Annotated in this window: 19 protein-coding genes and 1 tRNA gene; 14 read left to right on the top strand and 6 right to left on the bottom strand. The window is 61.8% G+C overall.

Features of this window, described 5'->3' with window-relative positions; genetic code table 11:
• Window positions 1-33 precede the first annotated feature (33 nt).
• From motA to JF290_RS10155, 4 genes are all read right to left on the bottom strand, one after another.
• Window positions 34-903: a flagellar motor stator protein MotA gene (gene motA, locus JF290_RS10170; RefSeq protein ID WP_199024767.1), complete on the bottom strand. Its 870-nt coding sequence runs from the start codon at window positions 901-903 to the stop codon at window positions 34-36.
• Between the two features lie 76 nt (window positions 904-979).
• On the bottom strand, window positions 980-1,591 hold the full coding sequence (locus tag JF290_RS10165) for a MotE family protein (protein ID WP_199024765.1): 612 nt from the start codon (window positions 1,589-1,591) through the stop codon (window positions 980-982).
• Window positions 1,588-1,989 carry a hypothetical protein gene (locus JF290_RS10160; RefSeq protein ID WP_199024763.1) on the bottom strand — a complete coding sequence of 134 codons (402 nt, stop codon included), beginning with the start codon at window positions 1,987-1,989 and terminating at the stop codon, window positions 1,588-1,590. Before JF290_RS10160 ends, JF290_RS10165 begins: the two co-directional genes overlap by 4 nt.
• 9 nt (window positions 1,990-1,998) lie before the next feature.
• Window positions 1,999-2,487, bottom strand: coding sequence for a flagellar basal body-associated FliL family protein (locus JF290_RS10155; RefSeq protein WP_199024761.1), 489 nt, complete (start codon window positions 2,485-2,487; stop codon window positions 1,999-2,001).
• A gap of 119 nt (window positions 2,488-2,606) precedes the next feature.
• Here JF290_RS10155 and fliF point away from each other — a divergent pair, with 119 nt between their 5' ends.
• The 12 genes from fliF (at window position 2,607) to JF290_RS10095 (ending at window position 16,399) form a co-directional block, all read left to right on the top strand.
• The gene (gene fliF, locus JF290_RS10150; RefSeq protein WP_199024759.1) at window positions 2,607-4,235 is read left to right on the top strand and encodes a flagellar basal-body MS-ring/collar protein FliF; all 1,629 of its coding nucleotides are present in this window, start codon (window positions 2,607-2,609) and stop codon (window positions 4,233-4,235) included.
• A complete protein-coding gene (locus JF290_RS10145) occupies window positions 4,235-4,834 on the top strand; it encodes an ABC transporter ATP-binding protein (RefSeq protein WP_199024758.1) in 600 nt (199 codons plus the stop codon). The genes fliF and JF290_RS10145 overlap by 1 nt, the downstream gene beginning before the upstream one ends.
• The gene (locus tag JF290_RS10140; protein WP_199024757.1) at window positions 4,827-5,120 is read left to right on the top strand and encodes a FliM/FliN family flagellar motor switch protein; all 294 of its coding nucleotides are present in this window, start codon (window positions 4,827-4,829) and stop codon (window positions 5,118-5,120) included. The genes JF290_RS10145 and JF290_RS10140 overlap by 8 nt, the downstream gene beginning before the upstream one ends.
• On the top strand, window positions 5,117-5,863 hold the full coding sequence (gene fliP, locus JF290_RS10135) for a flagellar type III secretion system pore protein FliP (protein ID WP_199024756.1): 747 nt from the start codon (window positions 5,117-5,119) through the stop codon (window positions 5,861-5,863). Before JF290_RS10140 ends, fliP begins: the two co-directional genes overlap by 4 nt.
• 569 nt (window positions 5,864-6,432) lie before the next feature.
• Window positions 6,433-7,311 carry a LysR family transcriptional regulator gene (locus JF290_RS10130; RefSeq protein WP_199024751.1) on the top strand — a complete coding sequence of 293 codons (879 nt, stop codon included), beginning with the start codon at window positions 6,433-6,435 and terminating at the stop codon, window positions 7,309-7,311.
• A gap of 84 nt (window positions 7,312-7,395) precedes the next feature.
• Complete coding sequence (locus tag JF290_RS10125) at window positions 7,396-9,084, top strand: NAD(P)H-dependent oxidoreductase subunit E (RefSeq protein WP_199024749.1); 1,689 nt, start codon at window positions 7,396-7,398, stop codon at window positions 9,082-9,084.
• 3 nt (window positions 9,085-9,087) lie between these two features.
• Window positions 9,088-11,856 carry a formate dehydrogenase subunit alpha gene (gene fdhF / locus JF290_RS10120; RefSeq protein ID WP_199024747.1) on the top strand — a complete coding sequence of 923 codons (2,769 nt, stop codon included), beginning with the start codon at window positions 9,088-9,090 and terminating at the stop codon, window positions 11,854-11,856.
• Between the two features lie 133 nt (window positions 11,857-11,989).
• Window positions 11,990-12,688, top strand: coding sequence for a fumarylacetoacetate hydrolase family protein (locus tag JF290_RS10115; RefSeq protein WP_199024746.1), 699 nt, complete (start codon window positions 11,990-11,992; stop codon window positions 12,686-12,688).
• 210 nt (window positions 12,689-12,898) lie between these two features.
• Window positions 12,899-13,945: a TRAP transporter substrate-binding protein gene (locus JF290_RS10110; protein ID WP_199024744.1), complete on the top strand. Its 1,047-nt coding sequence runs from the start codon at window positions 12,899-12,901 to the stop codon at window positions 13,943-13,945.
• A 78-nt stretch (window positions 13,946-14,023) separates the two neighbouring features.
• Window positions 14,024-14,608, top strand: coding sequence for a TRAP transporter small permease (locus tag JF290_RS10105; protein WP_199024742.1), 585 nt, complete (start codon window positions 14,024-14,026; stop codon window positions 14,606-14,608).
• Window positions 14,605-15,921, top strand: coding sequence for a TRAP transporter large permease (locus tag JF290_RS10100; RefSeq protein ID WP_199024740.1), 1,317 nt, complete (start codon window positions 14,605-14,607; stop codon window positions 15,919-15,921). The genes JF290_RS10105 and JF290_RS10100 overlap by 4 nt, the downstream gene beginning before the upstream one ends.
• Window positions 15,922-16,225: 304 nt before the next feature.
• Window positions 16,226-16,399 (top strand): hypothetical protein, encoded by a 174-nt coding sequence (locus JF290_RS10095; RefSeq protein WP_199024738.1) that lies wholly within the window; start codon window positions 16,226-16,228, stop codon window positions 16,397-16,399.
• A 200-nt stretch (window positions 16,400-16,599) separates the two neighbouring features.
• Here JF290_RS10095 and JF290_RS10090 read toward each other — a convergent pair whose 3' ends face one another.
• Entirely contained in the window at window positions 16,600-17,814 is a 1,215-nt protein-coding gene (locus JF290_RS10090) for a winged helix-turn-helix domain-containing protein (RefSeq protein ID WP_199024736.1), read from the bottom strand.
• Window positions 17,811-18,836, bottom strand: a complete 1,026-nt coding sequence (locus JF290_RS10085; RefSeq protein ID WP_199024734.1) for a LacI family DNA-binding transcriptional regulator — start codon at window positions 18,834-18,836, stop codon at window positions 17,811-17,813. The genes JF290_RS10090 and JF290_RS10085 overlap by 4 nt, the downstream gene beginning before the upstream one ends.
• Window positions 18,837-18,951: 115 nt before the next feature.
• Between JF290_RS10085 and JF290_RS10080 the strand changes: the two genes are divergently transcribed.
• Both JF290_RS10080 and JF290_RS10075 read left to right on the top strand, forming a co-directional pair.
• A tRNA-Arg gene (locus JF290_RS10080) sits at window positions 18,952-19,028 on the top strand.
• 177 nt (window positions 19,029-19,205) lie between these two features.
• Window positions 19,206-19,928, top strand: a complete 723-nt coding sequence (locus tag JF290_RS10075; RefSeq protein ID WP_199024732.1) for a porin family protein — start codon at window positions 19,206-19,208, stop codon at window positions 19,926-19,928.
• The last annotated feature ends 8 nt before the right edge of the window (window positions 19,929-19,936 follow it).

Here is a 19,936-nt window from a genome sequence, read left to right as displayed (position 1 = left end):
TCACGAGGCAAATTGCCAGCAGGGAAGTTCGTATCATGCCGCGTCCTGTTTGATGGCCTTCAGCGCTTCCTCCAGTTCTGAAAACTTCGGACGGCAATGCGCGGGTGTGTTCTGGCGACCGACTTCGATACAGATGGCCGCCGCATGATTGTGCAGGTTCGCGATCAAGACTTCTCTGATCAGCAGGTAGAAATGGCTGTCTTCCTCGACGACTGTCTTCACCTTGGCTGCAAACGGTCCGACCAGACCGTAGGCGAGGAAAACGCCGAGAAAGGTACCGACCAGCGCGCCGCCGATCAGCTTGCCGAGCACTTCAGGCGGCTGGTCGATGGAGCCCATGGTCTTGATCACGCCCAGAACGGCGGCGACGATACCGAGAGCGGGCAATCCATCCGCCACGGTCTGCAAAGCATGGCTGGAATGCAGCGCATGATGAAGGTTTACATCCATGCGTTTGTCGAGAACCTCCTCGACCTGATGCGGATCGTCGTAGTTCATGGAAGCGGAACGCATCGTGTCGCAAATGAGATTCACGGCCTCTTGGTCGGCCAGAATTTTCGGATACTTGGAAAACAGCGAAGAGGAGTCCGGATCTTCAATGTGCTGCTCGACCTCGATCGGGTTCTGTCTGGCGATTCGGATCAACGCGAAGAGAAGGCACAGTAGGTCCGTATAGTCTTGGGGCTTCCATTTCGGGCCTTTGAACACCTTGCCGATGTCCTTGATCGTATGTTTGATCGCAGCGCTATCGTTGCTGATTAGGAAAGCTCCGACTGCGGCGCCTCCGATCATGATCATCTCGAAGGGCAGACTTTTCAGGATGATCGACATCTTGCCGCCGGCAAGAAGATAGCCTCCGAATACCATTCCGAAAATGGTGACAATGCCGATGATTCCGATCATGTCGAAACTCCGTTCCGTATTCGTTCTCGGCAGTTTCGCCTGCCTGCCTTAACAAACGCTGACTTTCTCTCCGGAATCATTCCGTCGGGACGGATGCGTTCCTGCCCGCCAGTACGACGCTGATCGTGTAGGCTGCCATGGGACTGAGACCGGCCATGATGCTCGCGGCCACCTCTGGTCGCATGCGTGACAGAAAGCCGGCCGCGAACTCCGGATCCATCTCCTCGAAGAGCGCGGCGGCCTGTTTCGGTTTCATTTTTTCGTAAACGCTGGTCAACTGCGTCAGGTCGTCTTCCGAAGCGACATCGGCCATGGCCAGCGTGGCGCTCAACTTCTCTTCCGCCGCTTCGAGCTTCGCGATACGCTCTTCGACGGTTTCTTGGACGATGCCGAGTGCCTTCATCCGGTCCTCGATGAAACGTTCCTTCTCGGCCAGGTTCCGTTCTCTGTCGTTCAAGGCGTTGATCAGCGCCTGCAATTCGGCGTCGGTAGGCGCGTTTGAATGCTTTGGTGGGCTTTCTGGCGTGTCTTCGCCGTCAGCTGTCAGGTTCAAGGCTTCCCTCGCAACCGCCGGACCGGCTTCAAGACCGATGCGCAGCGTTGCCGAACCGATTAACAGGACCGAGATGGCGAACAGGGTTCCTCCCCGCAGTTTTCGGCCTTTCGCAGGTTTGCCTTTGAGGCTCATCGGACCGACTCCTGATGCGTGCGTTCGTGGCGGACAAACATCGGGCCCGCGGCAGTTTTCGGCTTGTCTGATACCGGAGTGGCCGGTTCCGGTTCAGCCGGGACGACCGTGGTTTCCGGAATGTCGTGTAGTGACGCCATCATGAGTTCAAGCCGACCCGCCACGGCTTCCGCCCGCTGCGTCAGTTCCGTCAAGGCGGCATTCGATCCGTCGGACGCGCCCTTGGCCGCAGTCAGCGACTTGTTCAGGTCATCGACCTGCGCAGACAGGATCGCCACTGCGCCGCCGACACCCTTTTCCAGATCGTTGAAACGGTTCAGGCGCCGGGCGAGAATGAAGCAGTAGAATCCCGCCCCCAACGCACCGGCAACAAGAAGTATGTCCGCTACCAGTTCCACATTCGCCTCCTAGTTCAGTACGAATTCCATGATCAACAGGTCCCTGACCCGGCCTTCGCCGACGACCAGTTGAATGCGGCGCAGCAATTGGCTGCGCAGACGGAGCAATGCCGCCGGATCCTCGAAATCCTTCAGTTCCAGCGCCCTCAAATAGCTGTTCATCACATCGGTGACGCGGGGCAGTACATGCGCGACGTCTTTCTGATAGGGCGCCTCGACCTCGAGCTGGCCTCGAAACCGCAGATGTCGCACGCGATCGCTCCCGCTGAGAGAAATCATGATCGGCTCGACTTCCACGAAGGCAATGTCAGGAAGCGCTTGTGGTGTTGTCGCGGTCGCATTGTGAGAACCGTCCTCGTGCGAGCCGCCCACCAGACCCGAAGACACGGCGAAGTAGCCGCCGCCGGCGCCAAGAAGCGCGAGTATCAGCCCTATGAAAAGGGGCTTCTTGCTGGACTTTATCGGTTCCTCCGGAACCTCTGCGACAGCGTCGGCCATGGTGTGTCCTATCACTCCGTTCGGGCTCTTCATTAACGTGCAGGAACTAACCGATTGTTAAGGCCAATCGACGAAACATGGCGGAACGTTGGCAGAACGTCGGCGAAACGGAGGATACCGTGAATCAGATGAAAACCGTTTGGGCCGGGCTGGACAATCGCAAGAAGATCGTCGTTGGCCTGGCCGTTCTGGCACTGCTGGTAACGCTTGTCGTCATGTCGCGACTCGCGACCGCACCAACGATGAAACTGCTCTACGCCGGATTGGAAAACGGATCCGCGGGTGACGTGGTTCGTGCGCTTGAACAGCGCGGCACCACTTTCGAGGTGCGTGGCGGCTCGATCTACGTTCCGGCGAATCAGCGCGACGAGTTGCGCATGATGCTTGCAAGCGAAGGGCTGCCTGCGAACGGCGGCAAGGGATACGAGCTACTGGACAGTCTGAACGGGTTCGGCACGACGTCACAGATGTTTGATGCGGCCTACTGGCGTGCAAAGGAGGGTGAACTGGCCCGTACCATCGTGGCAAGCCCGCATGTTTCCCAGGCCAGGGTGCACATCGCCAACAACGGATCGAACCCGTTCCAGCGCACGGTCGAACCGACTGCCTCGGTTTCGGTTACCCCTGCGGGAGCGCCGATAACGCCCGCCCAGGCCAATGCAATGCGGTTCCTCATCGCCTCCGCGGTCGCCGGCTTGTCAGTCGAGAATGTCGCCGTGATCGACGCCAATGGCGCGCTGATCGGCTCGACAGAGACGGCTGCGGCTCCATCGAGTGGAGACGACCGCGCCCAATTGCTGCGGGATCGGGTCCTCAGGCTTGTCGAGGCTCGCGTCGGCGCTGGAAACGCTGTCGTCGAAGTGAGCGTGGACACGGTGACCCAGACCGAATCCATTCGCGAACGTCGTTTCGACCCCGAAGGCCGGGTCGCGATCAGCACGGACACTGAAGAACGCAGCGACTCCTCCAGCAATGCCGGTCGTGGCGACGTGACCGTGGCCTCCAATCTTCCCGACGGTGACGAAGCGGCCGGCGACGGCTCCAAGGCGAACGCTACCGAGACGCGCGAACGGATCAACTACGAGGTTTCGGAGACCGAGCATGAAATCCTCCGCGCTCCGGGCGCCGTCAAACGCCTGACGGTGGCAGTCCTGGTCAATGGTATCAGCGCGCCCGCCGACGATGGAACGCCGGTCTTCCAGCCCCGCGGCGAAGAAGAACTGTCAGCCCTGAAGGACCTTGTCGCCTCGGCAGTCGGGTTCGATGCGGACCGTGGTGACGTCATAACGCTGAAGTCCATGGATCTTCCCAGTGTCGTACCGCTCGGGACGGAAGCAAGCGTCGGCATGTTCGATTCGATGGCGTTGGACCTCATGTCACTGATCCAGTTGGCCGCCCTCGCGCTCGTCGCGCTGGTGCTCGGATTGTTCGTGGTTCGTCCGATCCTGGCAAAGCCAGGGACCTTGGAGGGCACGGGGGTCGCGGCTCTGCCTGGAGGGCGGACGCCGGAAGCCATCCAGGCCGACAATGGGCCTGTTCTGACTGGAGAGATCGATGATGGAAGCGAGGATGGCTTCACCTCCGTCGCCGCGCTCGGCTCGAACGCTGGACAGTCCGAGCCCGGGGTCCCGGCAATCGCCGACGGTCCGTCACCGGTCGAACGTCTGCGGGCGATGATCGGAGAACGCCAGGAAGAAACCGTGGAGATCCTGCGGAGCTGGTTGGAAGAAAGCGAGGAGAAGGCATGATGACGATCTCACATCTTCTGGAGGATTTCAGCATCGCTACGGCCGAAGCGGACGTGGCGCAGATGATCAGCGACGACGCACTCGAAGATCTGCGCCTCGCATCTTTCGAGCAAGGCTACACCGCCGGTTGGGACGATGCCATTCGCGCGCAGGCAGAGGATCAGAGCCGCATCACCGGGGCGTTGGGTCGAAATCTCGAGGATCTCTCCTTCACCTACCAGGAAGCGCTCGTACAGATGATGACGACCGTCGAACCGGTGTTTCATGCCCTTCTGGAAAGGGTTCTACCCGAAGCGCTGATGCAAACGATCGGGGTTCAGATCGTCGAGCAGTGCACCGAGATGGCGAAGGATCAGCTTGATCAGCCTGTTCGGATCGTTGTGCCCGCCGGCGCCGCTGACAAGGTCCGGCCGATGGTGAGCAAGACCCTGGCGATGAAGGTCGAGGTTGTTGAAAGCAGGACCCTCAAGGCGGGACAGGTTCACCTCACGGTCGGCGGAAGCGAGCGGGAAATCGATCAGGAGCGGCTTGTCGCGTCACTGCGGCAATCGCTCGAGGCATTCTTTCACAGTGTAAACGAGGCGCAAAAGCATGGATAAGAAACAGGATGGGCAAAGCGGTTCGGATCACTCCAATCCATTTGTTTCGGTTCCGATCGAGGTGGTCGTCTCGGTCGGAAAAGCGCGCCCGCTGATCCGGGACCTTGTCAACCTTGGCGAGAACGCGGTTCTGACCCTGGACAAGCGCGTCGAAGACCCGGTCGAACTCTATGTCGGTGATCGCCTGGTCGCGCGTGGCCAGCTGGAGGAGCTCGGTGGGGACCAGGCCGGACAGCTCGCCGTCCGATTGACCGAGATCGCCGACGTCCGGAACGGCTTGGGATGAATGTCCTTTCCAGGCCGGCGATCGCGCTGTCATTGGCGCTGTCGCTGGCGATCCTGCCCCAGATGGCGACGGCGCAGGAATTCACGCTGTCGCTGGGTGACGACGGGTCGATCTCGGCGCGCTCTATCCAGTTGATCCTGCTGATCACGGTCCTGAGTCTCGCGCCTGGATTGGCGATAATGATCACGTGTTTTCCGTTTCTCGTGACGGTGCTCGCGATCCTGAGGCAGGCGATTGGCTTGCAGCAATCGCCGCCAAACATGCTGATTGTCAGTCTGGCGCTATTCCTGACCTATTTTGTCATGGAGCCGGTGTTTACTCAAGCCTGGGAGACCGGCATCGCGCCGCTGATGGACGAAACGATCGACGTTGAAACGGCGATGCCGAGGGCGCTGGAACCCTTCCGGGTGTTCATGACGGCGCGACTCGATCCCGACACTTTCCGCGCGATGGCGGAACTCCGTCCTGACGCGGCCTCCATCGATCTTGGACCAGACGCGCCGCTTTCGGTGCTCGTCCCGAGCTTTCTTCTGTCGGAAATCGCGCGGGCATTCCAGATCGGGTTCCTGGTTTTTCTCCCCTTCCTGATCATCGACCTCGTCGTCGCGGCCATTCTGATGTCCATGGGAATGATGATGGTGCCCCCGGCGATCGTGTCGCTGCCCTTCAAACTAGCCTTTTTTGTCGTCGCAGACGGATGGAGCCTGATCGCGAGCGCCTTGGTGCGCAGTTACTTTCCTTGACCGGTGCATATTTCTTAGGAGAATCAATCGCGACGCCCCCTTGATCGTTTCGGGATTTACTCGGATGGGGAAGGTCATGCGGGTTCTTGTGCTCAAAGTGTGTGGCGTCATTTTATCTTTCGAGAGGGGCTGCTAGGTCGCGACATGGTCCGACGACACGGCACTGAGTGCGGGGATCGCTTCAGATCTGGTTTGATCACATGATGATTTGGGTGCCACCGCCTTGTGGTTGACGTGCAGTCCCTTCAGCCTGGATGCCGTCGAAAAAAGCATCAACAGAGTTGGCGCGGTTTTTGCGGCGATAAAGGATCAGATACCCACGCCGAGGCCGCGTTCAACGCAGGACAGACGGTATCAAACTCACGAGCCAATCTAGCTGAGCAGAGTTTTTGACCCCCAGAGTGCAGAAATCGATGTCCGCGTCGCCGTGTTCAATCGCTATTGGAGCCTTGGCATGCCCGCCACAGACCCCGTAGGATATCTGAGTCCGGGATAGGGGAAGCCCGCCCTTCACCAGATTTGCGCAACAAGGCCTGTAATGTGGCGTAGCATGTCGTTCAGGAGGCCCGATGACAGAAATTCGTGACCTCAAGCTTTTGGTCTCTCTGGCGCGCAACCGGCATTTTTCGCGCGCGGCGGAGGACTGCGGCATCTCGCAGCCGGCGTTCTCCGCTCGTATCCGCAAGATGGAAGACGCACTTGCGATCCCGTTGGTGCGACGCGGCAACAAGTTTCTCGGCTTCACGCGCGAGGGCGAGGTTGTGCTGAAATGGGCCCGACGACTGCTCAACGACACGGAAGGGATGCGGCAGGAAATCGATGCCCTGCGCCAGACGCTCAAGGGCAAGCTGGTGGTCGGAACGGTGCCCACGGCCCTGCCCTTCGCAGCCCATGTCTCCTCGCGTCTGCGGAAAACCCATCCCGGGCTGTCTCTGGAGTTGCAGTCTCTGTCATCGCGCCAAATCGACATACGGCTGAACGATTACTCGCTGGACGCCGGGATCACTTATTTCAGCGAAGCCGATCCGGATTGCACCGAAAGCCTCTACAAGGAAAAATACGTCCTTCTGGCTCCGGAGCATCTTGCGCCCCGATCGAGTGGTCAGGCTCGGTGGTCGGAAGCGGCCAAGCTGCCACTTTGCCTGCTCACTCCTGACATGCGCAACCGGCAGTTCGTCGACGAAACCTTTCGGTCCATCGGTGCGTCCCCCACGATCGTCATGGAGGCCAACGGGTTCACTGCCGTCCTCGTTCAGGTGTCCAGCGGAAACGCGGCGACAATCGCGCCCAAGAGTGTCGCGGAAACCTACTTTGCCAGACAGAACTCTGTGGAACTCGACCTGGTGGAACCTTTCGTCACCCAGACGATCGGTCTTGCAATCAAGGAACAAACGCCCGAACCGCCCATCATCACCGCGTTTCGACATGCGGTGCATCAGTCATTATAAGCAATTCAAATCGCTCCTTCCGAAATAACGATTTGATCGCATGACGTGATTCCGACCATCTTCCGCCGCAAAGGGAGTGGCCTGATGAACATAGCGAACACCAAACCTGGGGTCTGGAAGTCCGGTAGAGGCAAGGGGCGCAAGACCCCCAAAGGCCGTCAATATGATGATGTAGCGCTTTCCGAAGTGCGCGCGTTGCTCGGCGACAGCCCGCGCAGACGTGATCTGCTGATCGAATTCATGCACTTGATCCAAGACGAATACGGATGCCTCTCGGCGGCGCATCTTCGCGCGCTGGCCGAAGAAATGCGGCTGAGCATGGCCGAGGTTTACGAAGTCGCGACGTTCTACGCGCATTTCGACGTGGTGAAAGAGGGCGAAACTCGGCCACCTGCGCTGACGATCCGGGTCTGCGATTCCCTGAGTTGCGAACTGGCCGGGGCGCAACAGCTCAAGGCGGCACTTGAAACCGGTCTTGACCCGTCAGAAGTGCGGGTTCTGCGTGCGCCTTGCATGGGGCGCTGCGATACGGCGCCGGTGCTCGAGATCGGGCACAACCATATCGACCATGCCACGCCTGAAAAGGTGATGGCCGCCATCGAGGCGAACGACATCCATCATCATCTTCCCGACTACCAGGGATTTGCGGCGTACAAGGCGAAGGGCGGGTACGAAAAACTGGCTCAACTGCGCAAGAACGGGGATTGGGAAGCCGAGCTCGACAGGGTTCTGGATGCCGGCTTGCGCGGCCTGGGCGGTGCCGGGTTCCCGTCAGGCAAAAAGCTGCGATTTGTGCGGGCCGAACCGTCGCCGCGATACCTGGCCGTGAACGGAGACGAGGGTGAACCGGGCACCTTCAAAGACAGATTCCTGCTCGAGCGCGAGCCGCATCTGTTTCTCGAAGGCATGCTGATCTGTGCCTGGGCGGTCGAGGCGGATACCTGCTTTATCTACATGCGCGATGAATATCCCGCAGTGCTCGATATCTTGCGCCGCGAAATCGCAGAGCTGGAAGCCGCCGGACTCGTCGAGACAGGCTATATCGACCTGCGTCGCGGCGCCGGAGCCTACATCTGCGGCGAAGAGAGCGCGATGATCGAAAGTATCGAAGGCAAGCGTGGCATTCCACGGCATCGTCCGCCCTTCGTCGCGCAAGTCGGTATCTTCAACCGGCCGACGCTGGTGCACAATGTCGAGACGCTATACTGGGTCGCGCGGATCTGCCGCGAAGGTCCCGAGATCCTGAAGAGCGTCGAAAAGAATGGCCGCACCGGGTTGCGCGCCTATTCGGTCTCCGGGCGGGTCAAGTCGCCCGGTGTCCACCTGTTACCGGCAGGTTCGACGATCGTCGAAATCATCGATGCGGCGGGCGGCATGCTGGACGGACACGCCTTCAAGGCCTACCAGCCGGGCGGACCCTCGGCGGGGTTGTTGCCTGCCGCGATGAACGACATCCCGATGGATTTCGACACGCTTCAGCCACATGGGACCTTCATCGGTTCCGCCGCTATCGTGATCCTGTCCGACAAGGACCGCGCGCGCGACGCGGCGCTGAACATGCTCCGGTTCTTCGAGGACGAGAGCTGTGGGCAATGCACGCCCTGCCGGGTCGGATGCGAGAAGGCGGTCAAGCTGATGCAGGCGGAGACGTGGGACCAGCCGCTGCTCGAGGATCTGTGCAACGTCATGGTCGACGCCTCGATCTGCGGCCTCGGGCAGGCGGCGCCGAACCCGATCCGACTCACCATGAAACACTTTGCGGACGAGGTCTGAGCCATGAGCAACACGATCACATTCAATCTGGACGGCAACGACGTCACCGCGAGCGAGGGCGAGAGCATCTGGCAGGTGGCCAAGCGTCACGGCACCACCATCCCGCACCTCTGCCACAAGGATGCGACCGGCTATCGCTCGGACGGCAACTGCCGCGCCTGCATGGTCGAGATCGAAGGCGAACGCGTGCTTGCCGCCTCCTGCATCCGCACGCCAACCGACGGCATGGTCGTGCGCAGCGACACGGCCCGCGCCGAAAGCGCGCGCAAGCTGGTGGTCGAGATGCTGGCTGCCGATCAACCCGAGCGCGCCGCCGCGCATGACAGGTCTTCGCATTTCTGGGACATGGCGGATATGCAGGGCGTCACGTCGAGCCGCTTTCCGCAGATCGAAAAGCAGCGGATCCCGCTGCTTGATGCCTCGCACCTCGCGATGTCGGTCAACCTGGACGCCTGCATTCACTGCAATCTCTGCGTGCGGGCGTGCCGCGAGGTGCAGGTCAACGACGTGATCGGCATGTCGGGCCGCGGCCATGATGCAAAGATCACATTCGATTTCGATGACCCAATGGGCGAATCCACCTGCGTGGCCTGCGGCGAATGCGTGCAGGCCTGTCCAACCGGTGCCCTGATGCCGGCCACCGTTCTTGACGAGGCGGGGCATGGCGACAGCAAGAGTTTCGACCGCGAGGTGGAAAGCGTTTGCCCGTTCTGCGGTGTCGGATGCCAATTGTCTTTCAAGATCAAGGACGACAAGATCGCCTGGGTGGACGGGATCGAAGGTCCGGCGAACGAGAACCGGCTCTGCGTCAAGGGCCGGTTCGGGTTCGACTATATCCATCACCCGCACCGGCTGACCAAGCCGCTGATCCGGCGGGACGATGCGCCCGCAAAGGGTCTCAACGTCGATCCGGCCAACCTGCACACCCATTTCCGAGAAGCGACCTGGGACGAAGCGCTCGATGCAGCGGCCAATGGCTTGAAGGGCCGCGGGACCGAGATCGCCGGTTTCGGTAGTGCCAAGTGCTCGAACGAAGAGGCGTATCTGTTCCAGAAGCTGATCCGCCAGGGCTTTGGCCACAACAACGTCGATCACTGCACACGCTTGTGCCACGCGTCCTCGGTCGCGGCACTTCTCGAGAACGTGGGCTCAGGCGCTGTGACGGCGACCTTCAACGAGATCGAGAACGCCGATGTGGCCATCGTCATCGGGGCCAACCCGACCGAAAACCACCCGGTTGCGGCCACCTATTTCAAGCAGTTCGCCAAGCGCGGCGGCAAGCTGATCATCATGGATCCGCGCGGCACCGGCATGAAACGGCACGCTTCGCACATGTTGCAGTTTCGTCCGGGCACCGATGTCGCGATGCTGAACGCGATCATGAACGTGATCGTCGAGGAGCGCCTCTACGACGAACAGTATATCGCGGGGTTCACCGAGAACTGGGAGGCGATGAAGGAGCATCTGAAGGACTTCACGCCCGAGAAGATGGAACCGCTCTGCGGGATCAAGGCCGATGTGCTGCGCGATGTCGCCCGCACCTTCGCCGGGGCGAAGGCCGCGATGATCTTCTGGGGGATGGGCATCTCGCAGCATATCCATGGCACCGACAATTCGCGCTGCCTGATCTCGCTGGCCCTGATGACCGGGCAGGTGGGCCGGCCCGGATCGGGTCTGCATCCGCTCAGGGGCCAGAACAACGTGCAGGGGGCGTCCGACGCCGGTCTGATCCCAATGTTCCTGCCCGATTACCAATCCGTCGAGGATGACGGTGTCCGCTCGGCCTTTACCGAAGTCTGGGGCAGCGGCGACTTCTCCAGCAAGAAGGGACTCACGGTGGTCGAGATCATGGACGCGGTCCATGCGGGCGACATCAAGGGCATGTATATCCTCGGCGAGAACCCGGCCATGTCGGACCCCGATGTCGAACATGCTCGAGATGCCCTGGCGAAACTGGATTGCCTTGTCGTGCAGGACATCTTCCTGACGGAAACCGCCAACTTCGCCGACGTGATCCTGCCGTCTTCGGCTTGGCCGGAAAAGACCGGGACGGTCACCAATACCAACCGGCAGGTGCAGATGGGCCGTCCGGCTGTGCCGCCGCCCGGGGATGCGCGCGAGGATTGGTGGATCACCACGGCCCTTGCGAAACGGCTGGGTCTGGACTGGTCCTATACCCACCCGCGCCAGGTGTTCGAGGAAATGGCTCTCAACATGAACAGCCTCAACAACATCACCTGGGAGCGGCTGGAGCGGACAGCGGTCACCTACCCCAGTCTGACACCGGATGATCCGGGGCAGGCGATCGTCTTCGCCGACGGGTTCCCGCGCAAGGACGGGCGCGCTCGCTTCACCCCCGCCAGCGTGATCGCGCCCGCGGAGGTGCCGGATGACGAGTACCCGATGATCCTGACCACCGGTCGGCAGCTCGAACACTGGCATACCGGCTCGATGACGAGGCGCGCCAGCGTTCTGGACTGGGCCGAACCGGAGGCCAACGCGTCGCTGCATCCGCAGACCCTGCGCAAGCTGGGCGTCGCCCCTGGCGACATGATCACCCTCGAAACCCGGCGCGGCAAGATCGAGATCATGGCGCGCGCCGACCGCGCGGTGGCGACGGACATGGTGTTCCTGCCCTTCGCCTATGTCGAGGCGGCGGCGAACATCCTGACAAACCCGTCGCTGGACCCCTATGGCAAGATTCCGGAGTTCAAGTTTTCGGCTTGCCGTGTCTCCGCATCCGCAAAGTCCGATCTGACCGCGGCGGAATGATCGCAAATGCCCCGCGCCCAGCTTCTGGCGCGGGGGGTGGCCCGTTGCGGTTGACACCGGCACGACGGAAAGCCAGCTTGCGGCTCACCGCGCTGCAGGACACCGAGTTTCGCGCGGGTGAGGGAGTGCGCCAATGCCAGACAGCCTGTTCGATGTTCCGCCAGTGCCGTCCATCCCGGTGCGGAGAGAAACCGCCACCTATCCGATCGGCCGCATCTTCTGTGTCGGGCGGAACTATGCCGCCCATGCTGCCGAGATGGGCGTGGAGGTCGATCGCGAGAAGCCGTTCTATTTCATGAAGAGCCCTGCTTCTGCGGTTCTGACCGGAGCTGAGACACCCTATCCGCCGGGCACCGAGAATCTTCACTACGAGATGGAACTGGCGCTCGCCATCGGCGCACCGGTCTTTCGCGCCTCGCCCGCTGAGGCGCAAGCTGCGGTCTATGCCTATGGCTGCGCGCTCGACATGACCCGCCGCGACCTGCAATTGAGCGAACGGGCCAAACAGCGCCCTTGGGCATTGGGCAAGGATTTCGACGGGTCTGCGGTCTTCGCCCCGCTGACCCAGGCCGCCGACATGGCGCCGATCGCCAACCAGCGCATCCATCTCGACGTGAACGGTGAACGGCGACAGGACGCTACCCTGGCCGAGTTGATCTGGAAGATCGACGAGATCGTCGCGCATCTCTCGGGGTTCTACAGCCTGCGGCCGGGCGACCTGATAATGACCGGCACGCCCGCTGGGGTCGGCCCGGTCGTCGCCGGAGACGTGCTGACCGGCGGCATCGAGGGGCTCGACCCCATCCGCCTGACCCTCACCGACCCACTGTAGTCCGCATCTGCGCCCAGCTGCGCAGAATCGCCGCTTGCGCAAAGCTCGCCTTCGGCTGCACTCTGTCGTGCGACGGTAAAGAGGCATGAAAACGCGCGGCCAGATCCGAACAAACTGGCTGCAACGGCGCCTGAGCTCGCTCAGGGTGTTGCCGTGGGCGCCAAATCAATCCTAATAGTGGAACAGATAACCAGATCAGGGAGGATCAACATGAACTACCGGAGAAAGCTCCTGGGCTTCGCGGGAGCGGCTGCGGTCGCTGCGATGGCCGCGGGTGTCGGAACGACGGCGGCCTTCGCGCAGGAAGTCACGCTGAAACTGCACCAATTCCTGCCGGCGCAGGCGAACGTGCCCAAGCTGGTGCTGGATGTCTGGGCCGACAATGTCGAAGAGGCCTCGGGCGGGCGCATCAAGATCGACCGCTACCCCTCGATGCAGCTTGGTGGCCGCCCGCCCGAGCTGATGGACCAGGCGATCGACGGAGTGGCCGACATCGTCTGGACAGTGGTCGGCTACACGCCCGGCCGCTTCCCCAGCACAGAGGTGTTCGAGCTGCCCTTCATGATGACCAATGCGCGCGCCGCCAGCCGCGCCTACTGGGAAATGTTCGAAAAGCACTGGAAGGATACAGAGTTCCGGGATGTACACATCCTGGGCACCTGGGTGCATGGCCCCGGTCTGATCCATTCCAACAAGCCGGTGGCGACGCCCGACGACATGCAGGGTCTCAAGATTCGCGGCGGCTCGCGCTCGATCAACTCGCTCCTCGACAAACTGGGCGCGACGCCGGTGGGGATGCCGGTTCCGGCCATTCCCGAGGGTCTGTCCAAGGGCGTGATCGACGGCACGACGATCCCGTGGGAAGTCACGTCGGCCCTGAAGGTGCCGGAGCTCGTCGGCAATCATACCGAATTCTCGGGCAATGCGCTTTACGTCCTGACCTTTGTGCTAGCGATGAACAAGGACAAGTACGAGAGCCTGCCGGATGACCTGAAGCAGGTGATCGACGACAACTCCGGCCTGGAGTTCTCGGTTTTCGCGGGCGGCACGCAGTCGGATTCCGACGGCCCGGCGCGCCAGCTCGCGGTCGATCGCGGCAACAACATCATCACGCTGGACGAGGCGCAAACCAAGGTGTGGATCGAGGCGTCGCAGCCGATCTACGACGAATGGGTGGCCGACATGGACAGCAAAGGCATCGATGGTCAGGCGTTGATCGACGAAGCGCGGATGCTGATCGACAAGTACACCGAATAAGAATCGGATGAAGCAATCGGACCGTGGCGGGACACCCGCCGCGGTTCTTCTGCGTTCAGCGGCAGGCGGGGTGAGAACATGCATAGAGTGATGATGGGCCTGGCCCGGTTCATGGCGGTTCTGGGCGGTATCGTCCTGACCCTGTTGATCCTGCTGACCTGCGTGTCGATCGCCGGGCGGCTGTTGAACGGTTTTCTGCACGGCGACCTGATGCAAGGGATCGCGCCCGGCCTTGCCACATGGTTGATCGAGCTCGGCGTCGGGCCGGTGAACGGCGATTTCGAGCTGGTCGAATCGGGCGTCGCCTTTGCGATCTTCGCCTTCATACCACTGTGCCAGATCACGTCCGGCCATGCGTCCGTCGACATTCTGACCAATGCCTTTCCGGCCGGGGTGAACCGGTTCCTGCGTATGGTGATCGATATCGTCTTCGCTGCGGTGCTGATCCTGATCGCCTGGAAACTTTATGACGGGATGGTCAGCAAGATGCGCTACGGCGAGACCACGTTCCTGCTGCAGTTCCCGATCTGGTGGGCGTACGCGGCCAGCTTGGTCGGGGCCGTCGTCTCGGCTGTCGTCGCGGTCTACATGGCGCTGGTTCGGAGCTACGAATTCGCCACCGGGCGCATCGTGATCTGGGACGGTGTGGAGGCCGGCGGATGAGCGCCCTCGAAATCGGCATCGCTTCGTTTCCCGCCCTGATGGTGCTCATCTTCCTGCGGGTTCCCATCGGGTTGTCCATGTTCCTCGTCGGCCTGGTTGGTCTGATCATCGTGACCGACGGCACGAACGTCGCGTTCTCGCGCCTCAAGAACGAGACCTACACGACCTTTTCGAGCTATTCGCTGACCATCGTGCCGATGTTTCTGCTGATGGGGCATTTCGCGACCCTGGGCGGCATGTCGTCGGCGCTTTTCAAGGCGGCCGAAGGTTTCCTCGGCCACCGCAAGGGCGGCGTCGCGATGGCGGCGATCGGGGCCTGCGCCGGCTTCGGCGCGATTTGCGGCAGTTCGCTCGCAACCGCGGCGACCATGGGGCGCGTCGCGCTGCCCGAACTCAAGCAATACGGCTATGCAGGCGGGTTTTCGACCGCGACGCTTGCGGCGGGGGGCACGCTCGGCATCCTGATCCCACCCTCGGTCGTGCTCGTGATCTATGCGATCCTGACCGAACAGAACATCGCCAAGCTCTTTCTCGCGGCGTTCATCCCCGGTCTGCTCGCGGCCCTGGGTTACGTCATCGCGATCTCGATCTACGTGCGGCTCTACCCGGGATCGGCGGGCACGCGCCCGCCGGTTCCGATGCGTGAGAGGTTTTCGGCGCTGTTCAAGGTCTGGCCCGTGCTGATGGTGTTCCTGCTCGTCGTCGGTGGCATCTACCTCGGCTGGTTCACCCCGACTGAAGGCGCCGCGGTGGGCGCCGCGGGCACCGGGGTGATCGCGCTGCTCAACGGCGGACTGAACTGGTCGACGCTGATGGACAGTTTCATGGTCACGGCGCGCTCCACCTCGATGATCTTCTTCATCGTGCTGGGGGCGGGCTTCTACAACGGGTTTCTCGCGCTGACACAGGTGCCGCAGGAGCTGTCAAACTACGTGGTCAGCCAGGGGTTCAGCCCGTGGGCTGTTCTCTGCCTGATCCTGGTCTTCTACCTGCTGTTCGGCTGTCTGATGGACAGTCTTTCAATGATCCTTCTCACGATCCCGATCTTCTTTCCGGTGATCAGCGCGCTCGACTTCGGAATGAGTGCCGAGCATGTCGCGATCTGGTTCGGGATCCTCGTGCTTATTGTGGTCGAGGTCGGGCTGATCACGCCTCCGGTGGGAATGAACCTCTTCATCATCAACGCGATGGACCGCGCGACACCGATGATCGAAACCTACAAGGCGGTGTTGTTCTTCGTCGGGTCCGACATTGTGCGGGTGATCATCCTGGTGCTCTTCCCGGCGATCACCCTGTTTCTGGTGCCGGGGTAGGACGACCGTGGTCCGATCCACGGCGCCTTTGCGGAGGCGTCCCGCCACGACCGGGAGGACCGTCCAACATGTGCGCCAGAAGCTCGGTCGGGACCGACCGGGTTTGCGTTCCCCTGCTGGAAATACCCGTTGCCGGTGTCGTTTTGGAGCGCTTTGCAAGAACGTGCGCCAGAACATGCGCACCGGACTCACCATAGATTTGGAGAATTCGGGGATGTCGTGATAAACTATGAGTCGGCCGACATTGTCGTGCTTCATTTTTTCAATCTGGTTTGTTACCCTTATTTTGTATCGGAGCATTTTCATGAACATCAGCCGTCTCGTCGCGTCCGCGCCCCGCACAGCGTCCCTTTCCATCGAACTGTCCAAGCTCTCCGGCCCCTGCGTCGGATGCACCGACTGCAACGGGTTGTGCCGTGAACTGATCGATGCCCTCGTCGTGCCGGATGCGGTTCTGTCGAAGAAACACGGAACCTGATGGCAGCGCTGCTGATGCAGCGCCTCGTCGATCCCAAAATCTGAAAGCCTCGTTCAACCTTTGTGATGGCGTGGTTCTTGCGGGTCCTAAATCGTGATTGCGTCCACGTCTTCGTGGATGTGTCCCCGGGAAACCGGTGCATGTGATAGGATCCCTGCCGGTCTCGCCGTGTGGGACAGCCCTGCCATGCTGCGAGGTCCCTAGACCTTCGCGAGCGGTTCGCGCAGCCAGCCGTCCTGAAACGCGACCCGGTCGAGTCCGGCGAACCGCGCCACGCGGTCGAGGTCGGCTTCCAAGCGGCGCAGGCGCGCCGAAGGCCAGGTGATACCGGCTTCTGGCCAGAGCGCCCTTACGGCCAGGACTCCCTGATCGCGCTGTGCCTTCATGTCGATTCGCCCGACCAGTCGGTCACCTTCCAGCAGGGGGAACACGTAGTAGCCGAACTTGCGTTTCGCAGCCGGTACGAAAACCTCTATACGATAGTGAAAACCGAACAGACGCTCGGCCCGGTTTCGGTCGCGCAGGGCCGGATCAAACGGGCTCAGGACACGCAGGCGACCGGGCGGCGGGGCAAGATCCTGTAGCGTGCCAAGCGTCTCGGGGCGCGCGACACAGCGCCGCGGCGCGCCCTTGACGTCGAGAACCTCGACCGGAACGATCCGGCCGCAAGACGCCTGCGCGGCGCACCAGTCGCGGGCTTCCGCCGCGGTCACGGTGTCCCAGAACGCGGCGATCTCTCCCGATGTGGCGAAGCCCAGCCGGTCGAGCGCGGCATTGCACAGCCAATTGACGGTCTGTTCGGGATCGGGGGTTTCGAGCAGGCCGGTGTCGATGATGCGCTCGGTCAGATCGTACCGCTTCTGGAATCCGTCCCGGCCCACCACGGCCAGAACGCCGCTGCGCCAGAGGTATTCCAGCGCGGTCTTGGACGGGTGCCAGTCCCACCATCCGCCGTTGTTCCTGCGTTCATCGCCGCCCACGTCCAAGGACGAGACCGGGCCGTGGTCGCGGACATGCTGAAGCACGCTTTGAAACCGCGCTTCGAACCCGTCGCGCCGCCAGTTGCGCCAACGCGATTTCAGCCGCTCGGCGTCGCGTCGAAACCGAAGGTGCCAGTGCGGATAGAAGGCAGTGGGGATTACTGCCGCATCATGGGTCCAGTGTTCGAACAGGGCGCCGTCGCGTTCGTAGAGCCTCTTCAGATCGGCGGGCCGATACCGGGTCCGCCTTGACCTGAGTATCATGTCGTGGGCGCGGGCCACTGTGTTGATGCTGTCCAGCTGAACGAATCCCAGCCGTTGGATCAGCGCGTTCAGCTCTGCGCCATGGGCCTCTCCGACCGGGGCTTCTGCCAGCGCGTGACGATGCAGGAAAAGGCGCCTTGCAGTGCGGTTGTCGATCCTGACGGCGGTCATCGCCGCTTGAGCGTGTCACCGAACGCGATGGTCGGGGTCAGGGTGACGGATGTTTCGACCGGAACTGGCGGCTCGCCGAGTCGCGCGGCAATGATCTCGGCGGCTTTGCGACCGATTTCGAGCCGGCAGGCGTCCATCGTGGCCAGCTTGCGAGGCAGGCCTTGCAGCAATTCGACCCCGTTGAACCCGGCAAGCCCGATCTGGCCCGGCACGTCGATGCCCTGGTCGAGCAGGTAGAGCAGCCCGCCCGCGCCGATCATGTCGTTCGAGTAGTAGAGGAAATCGAGCTCTGGTGAACGCTCCAGCATCTCCTGGGTCATCTGGCGCCCCTTTGCCAGCGCCGAGCCGCCGGAATAGAAGGCGCGATCCTCGATCTCGATACCGCTCTTGGCGAGCATCTCGGTGAAGCCCTCGAACCGCTTGCGGGCACGATGATCGAGCGGCATCTTGGTGCCCATGAAGCCGATGTGGCGATACCCGGCCTTGACGATGGCCTGTGCCATCTCGCGTCCGGCACGACGATGCGAGATCCCGACCATCGCATCGATCGGGGTGCCGTCCGTGTCCATGATCTCGACCACCGGAATTCCGGCCGCGCGCAGCATCGCGCGGCTTGCCTCGGAGTGTTCGAGCCCTGCGATGATGACGCCCGAGGGACGCCAGGACAGCATCTCGTAGAGCACCTTCTCCTCTTTCTCGGGCAGATAGTCCGTGACGCCGACCACGGGCTGCAACTCGGTATCCTCGAGCACCTGGTTGATCCCGGTCAGGACTTCGGGAAACACCATGTTCGACAGCGACGGAATGATCACCGCGACGAGGTTCACCCGGCTCGATGCCAGAGCCCCGGCGATCTTGTTGGGCACATAGCCCAGCTCCTTGGCGGCGGCGAGCACCCGCGCCCGCGTGCTGTCGGAGACGTCGCCCCGGTTGCGCAGGACGCGGCTGACAGTCATTTCCGACACGCCGGAGGCTTCGGAGACATCCCGCAGCGTCAGCGGGCGTTTGTTTGGGAGGGACACGTGCAGGACTTTCGTTGTTGTTTTGCCCCGACGTTATCGCAAACGGTCGATCCGGATCAACTGCGCCGCAAACCCCATGACAACCCCGGTTTTCCCGGTTATGAGGAGGCGCGGCGGCCCCGTGGCTCAACTGGATAGAGCAGCCCCCTCCTAAGGGGCAGGTTGCAGGTTCGAATCCTGCCGGGGTCACCATCCGTCATCGAGCAATCGCGCACGATGCAATTCGGCGTCAGGTTCTGCAAAACCGGACGTGAGTCGGTGTCCGCCGTTGACAGCGATGCATGCTGGGGCCGAGATATCGGTATGCCTTTCCGGGCCGTGTGGAATGTCGACCGGGGGCAGCCAAGTCAGGACCGGGAGGACCGTCCGATGCATCACTTCCTCAAGAAACTCGCCGTGCCGGCGATTGCAGCGTTGCCATCGACGGCCCTGGCCGAGGATTGGAGCTTTGCGGCGTCGGTGTATCTTTTCACCCCCGAGACCGAAACGACCGTGGGCGATGTCGGGTCGACGCTGAGTTTCAAGGAGGCGCTTGAGAACCTGGATGCCGCGTTCATGGGCACGTTCGAAGCGCGTCGCGGCCGATGGAGCCTCGTGGGCGATTACATGCTGACGGATCTGTCCTTCGGCAACAGCGTGAGCAATCCCAATTTCGACACGGTCAACACGACCGCAAAAACGGAGTTCTTCAGCGGCTACGCCACATACCGCGTCTACCAGGAGTCGACCGCGAGCGTGGACCTTGCTGCCGGGTTCCGGTGGTTCAAGACGGACACCGAGCTCGTCGCGCTGAGTGGCGGGACGGACGTCGCACGGGCGGGTGCTTCGGACAGCTGGGTCGATCCGGTAATCGGCTTGCGCGCGGAGTTCGCGCTGACGGACAGGTGGTCTGGCCTGTTCTTCGCCGACTACGGCGGGTTCAGCAGCGACAGTGAAACCTGGCAGGTGTTGGTGACGGCGAACTACGCGCTGAGCGAGAAGTGGATGCTGCGCGCCGGTTATCGGCAAATTTCGGTCGATCACGACATAAACGGTCGGGGCTTCACGTTCGAGCAATCCGGCCCGATCTTTGGCGCGGTGTTCAGTTTCTGATACCGCTC

It is taken from the genome of Sedimentitalea arenosa (assembly GCF_016428585.1).
GTDB classification, from domain to species: Bacteria; Pseudomonadota; Alphaproteobacteria; order Rhodobacterales; family Rhodobacteraceae; genus Sedimentitalea; species Sedimentitalea arenosa.
This window is presented reverse-complemented; position numbering and strand designations above follow the sequence as displayed.

Coding starts and splice junctions, on each gene's coding strand:
- JF290_RS10075 (WP_199024732.1), top strand. CDS start 19,206: ATGCATCACTTCCTCAAGAAACTCGCCGTGCCGGCGATTGCAGCGTTG.
- JF290_RS10090 (WP_199024736.1), bottom strand. CDS start 17,814: ATGACCGCCGTCAGGATCGACAACCGCACTGCAAGGCGCCTTTTCCTG.
- JF290_RS10115 (WP_199024746.1), top strand. CDS start 11,990: ATGCCAGACAGCCTGTTCGATGTTCCGCCAGTGCCGTCCATCCCGGTG.
- JF290_RS10140 (WP_199024757.1), top strand. CDS start 4,827: ATGGATAAGAAACAGGATGGGCAAAGCGGTTCGGATCACTCCAATCCA.
- JF290_RS10130 (WP_199024751.1), top strand. CDS start 6,433: ATGACAGAAATTCGTGACCTCAAGCTTTTGGTCTCTCTGGCGCGCAAC.
- JF290_RS10155 (WP_199024761.1), bottom strand. CDS start 2,487: ATGGCCGACGCTGTCGCAGAGGTTCCGGAGGAACCGATAAAGTCCAGC.
- fdhF (WP_199024747.1), top strand. CDS start 9,088: ATGAGCAACACGATCACATTCAATCTGGACGGCAACGACGTCACCGCG.
- JF290_RS10095 (WP_199024738.1), top strand. CDS start 16,226: ATGAACATCAGCCGTCTCGTCGCGTCCGCGCCCCGCACAGCGTCCCTT.
- JF290_RS10165 (WP_199024765.1), bottom strand. CDS start 1,591: ATGAGCCTCAAAGGCAAACCTGCGAAAGGCCGAAAACTGCGGGGAGGA.
- fliP (WP_199024756.1), top strand. CDS start 5,117: ATGAATGTCCTTTCCAGGCCGGCGATCGCGCTGTCATTGGCGCTGTCG.
- JF290_RS10125 (WP_199024749.1), top strand. CDS start 7,396: ATGAACATAGCGAACACCAAACCTGGGGTCTGGAAGTCCGGTAGAGGC.
- JF290_RS10105 (WP_199024742.1), top strand. CDS start 14,024: ATGCATAGAGTGATGATGGGCCTGGCCCGGTTCATGGCGGTTCTGGGC.
- motA (WP_199024767.1), bottom strand. CDS start 903: ATGATCGGAATCATCGGCATTGTCACCATTTTCGGAATGGTATTCGGA.
- JF290_RS10145 (WP_199024758.1), top strand. CDS start 4,235: ATGACGATCTCACATCTTCTGGAGGATTTCAGCATCGCTACGGCCGAA.
- JF290_RS10100 (WP_199024740.1), top strand. CDS start 14,605: ATGAGCGCCCTCGAAATCGGCATCGCTTCGTTTCCCGCCCTGATGGTG.
- JF290_RS10110 (WP_199024744.1), top strand. CDS start 12,899: ATGAACTACCGGAGAAAGCTCCTGGGCTTCGCGGGAGCGGCTGCGGTC.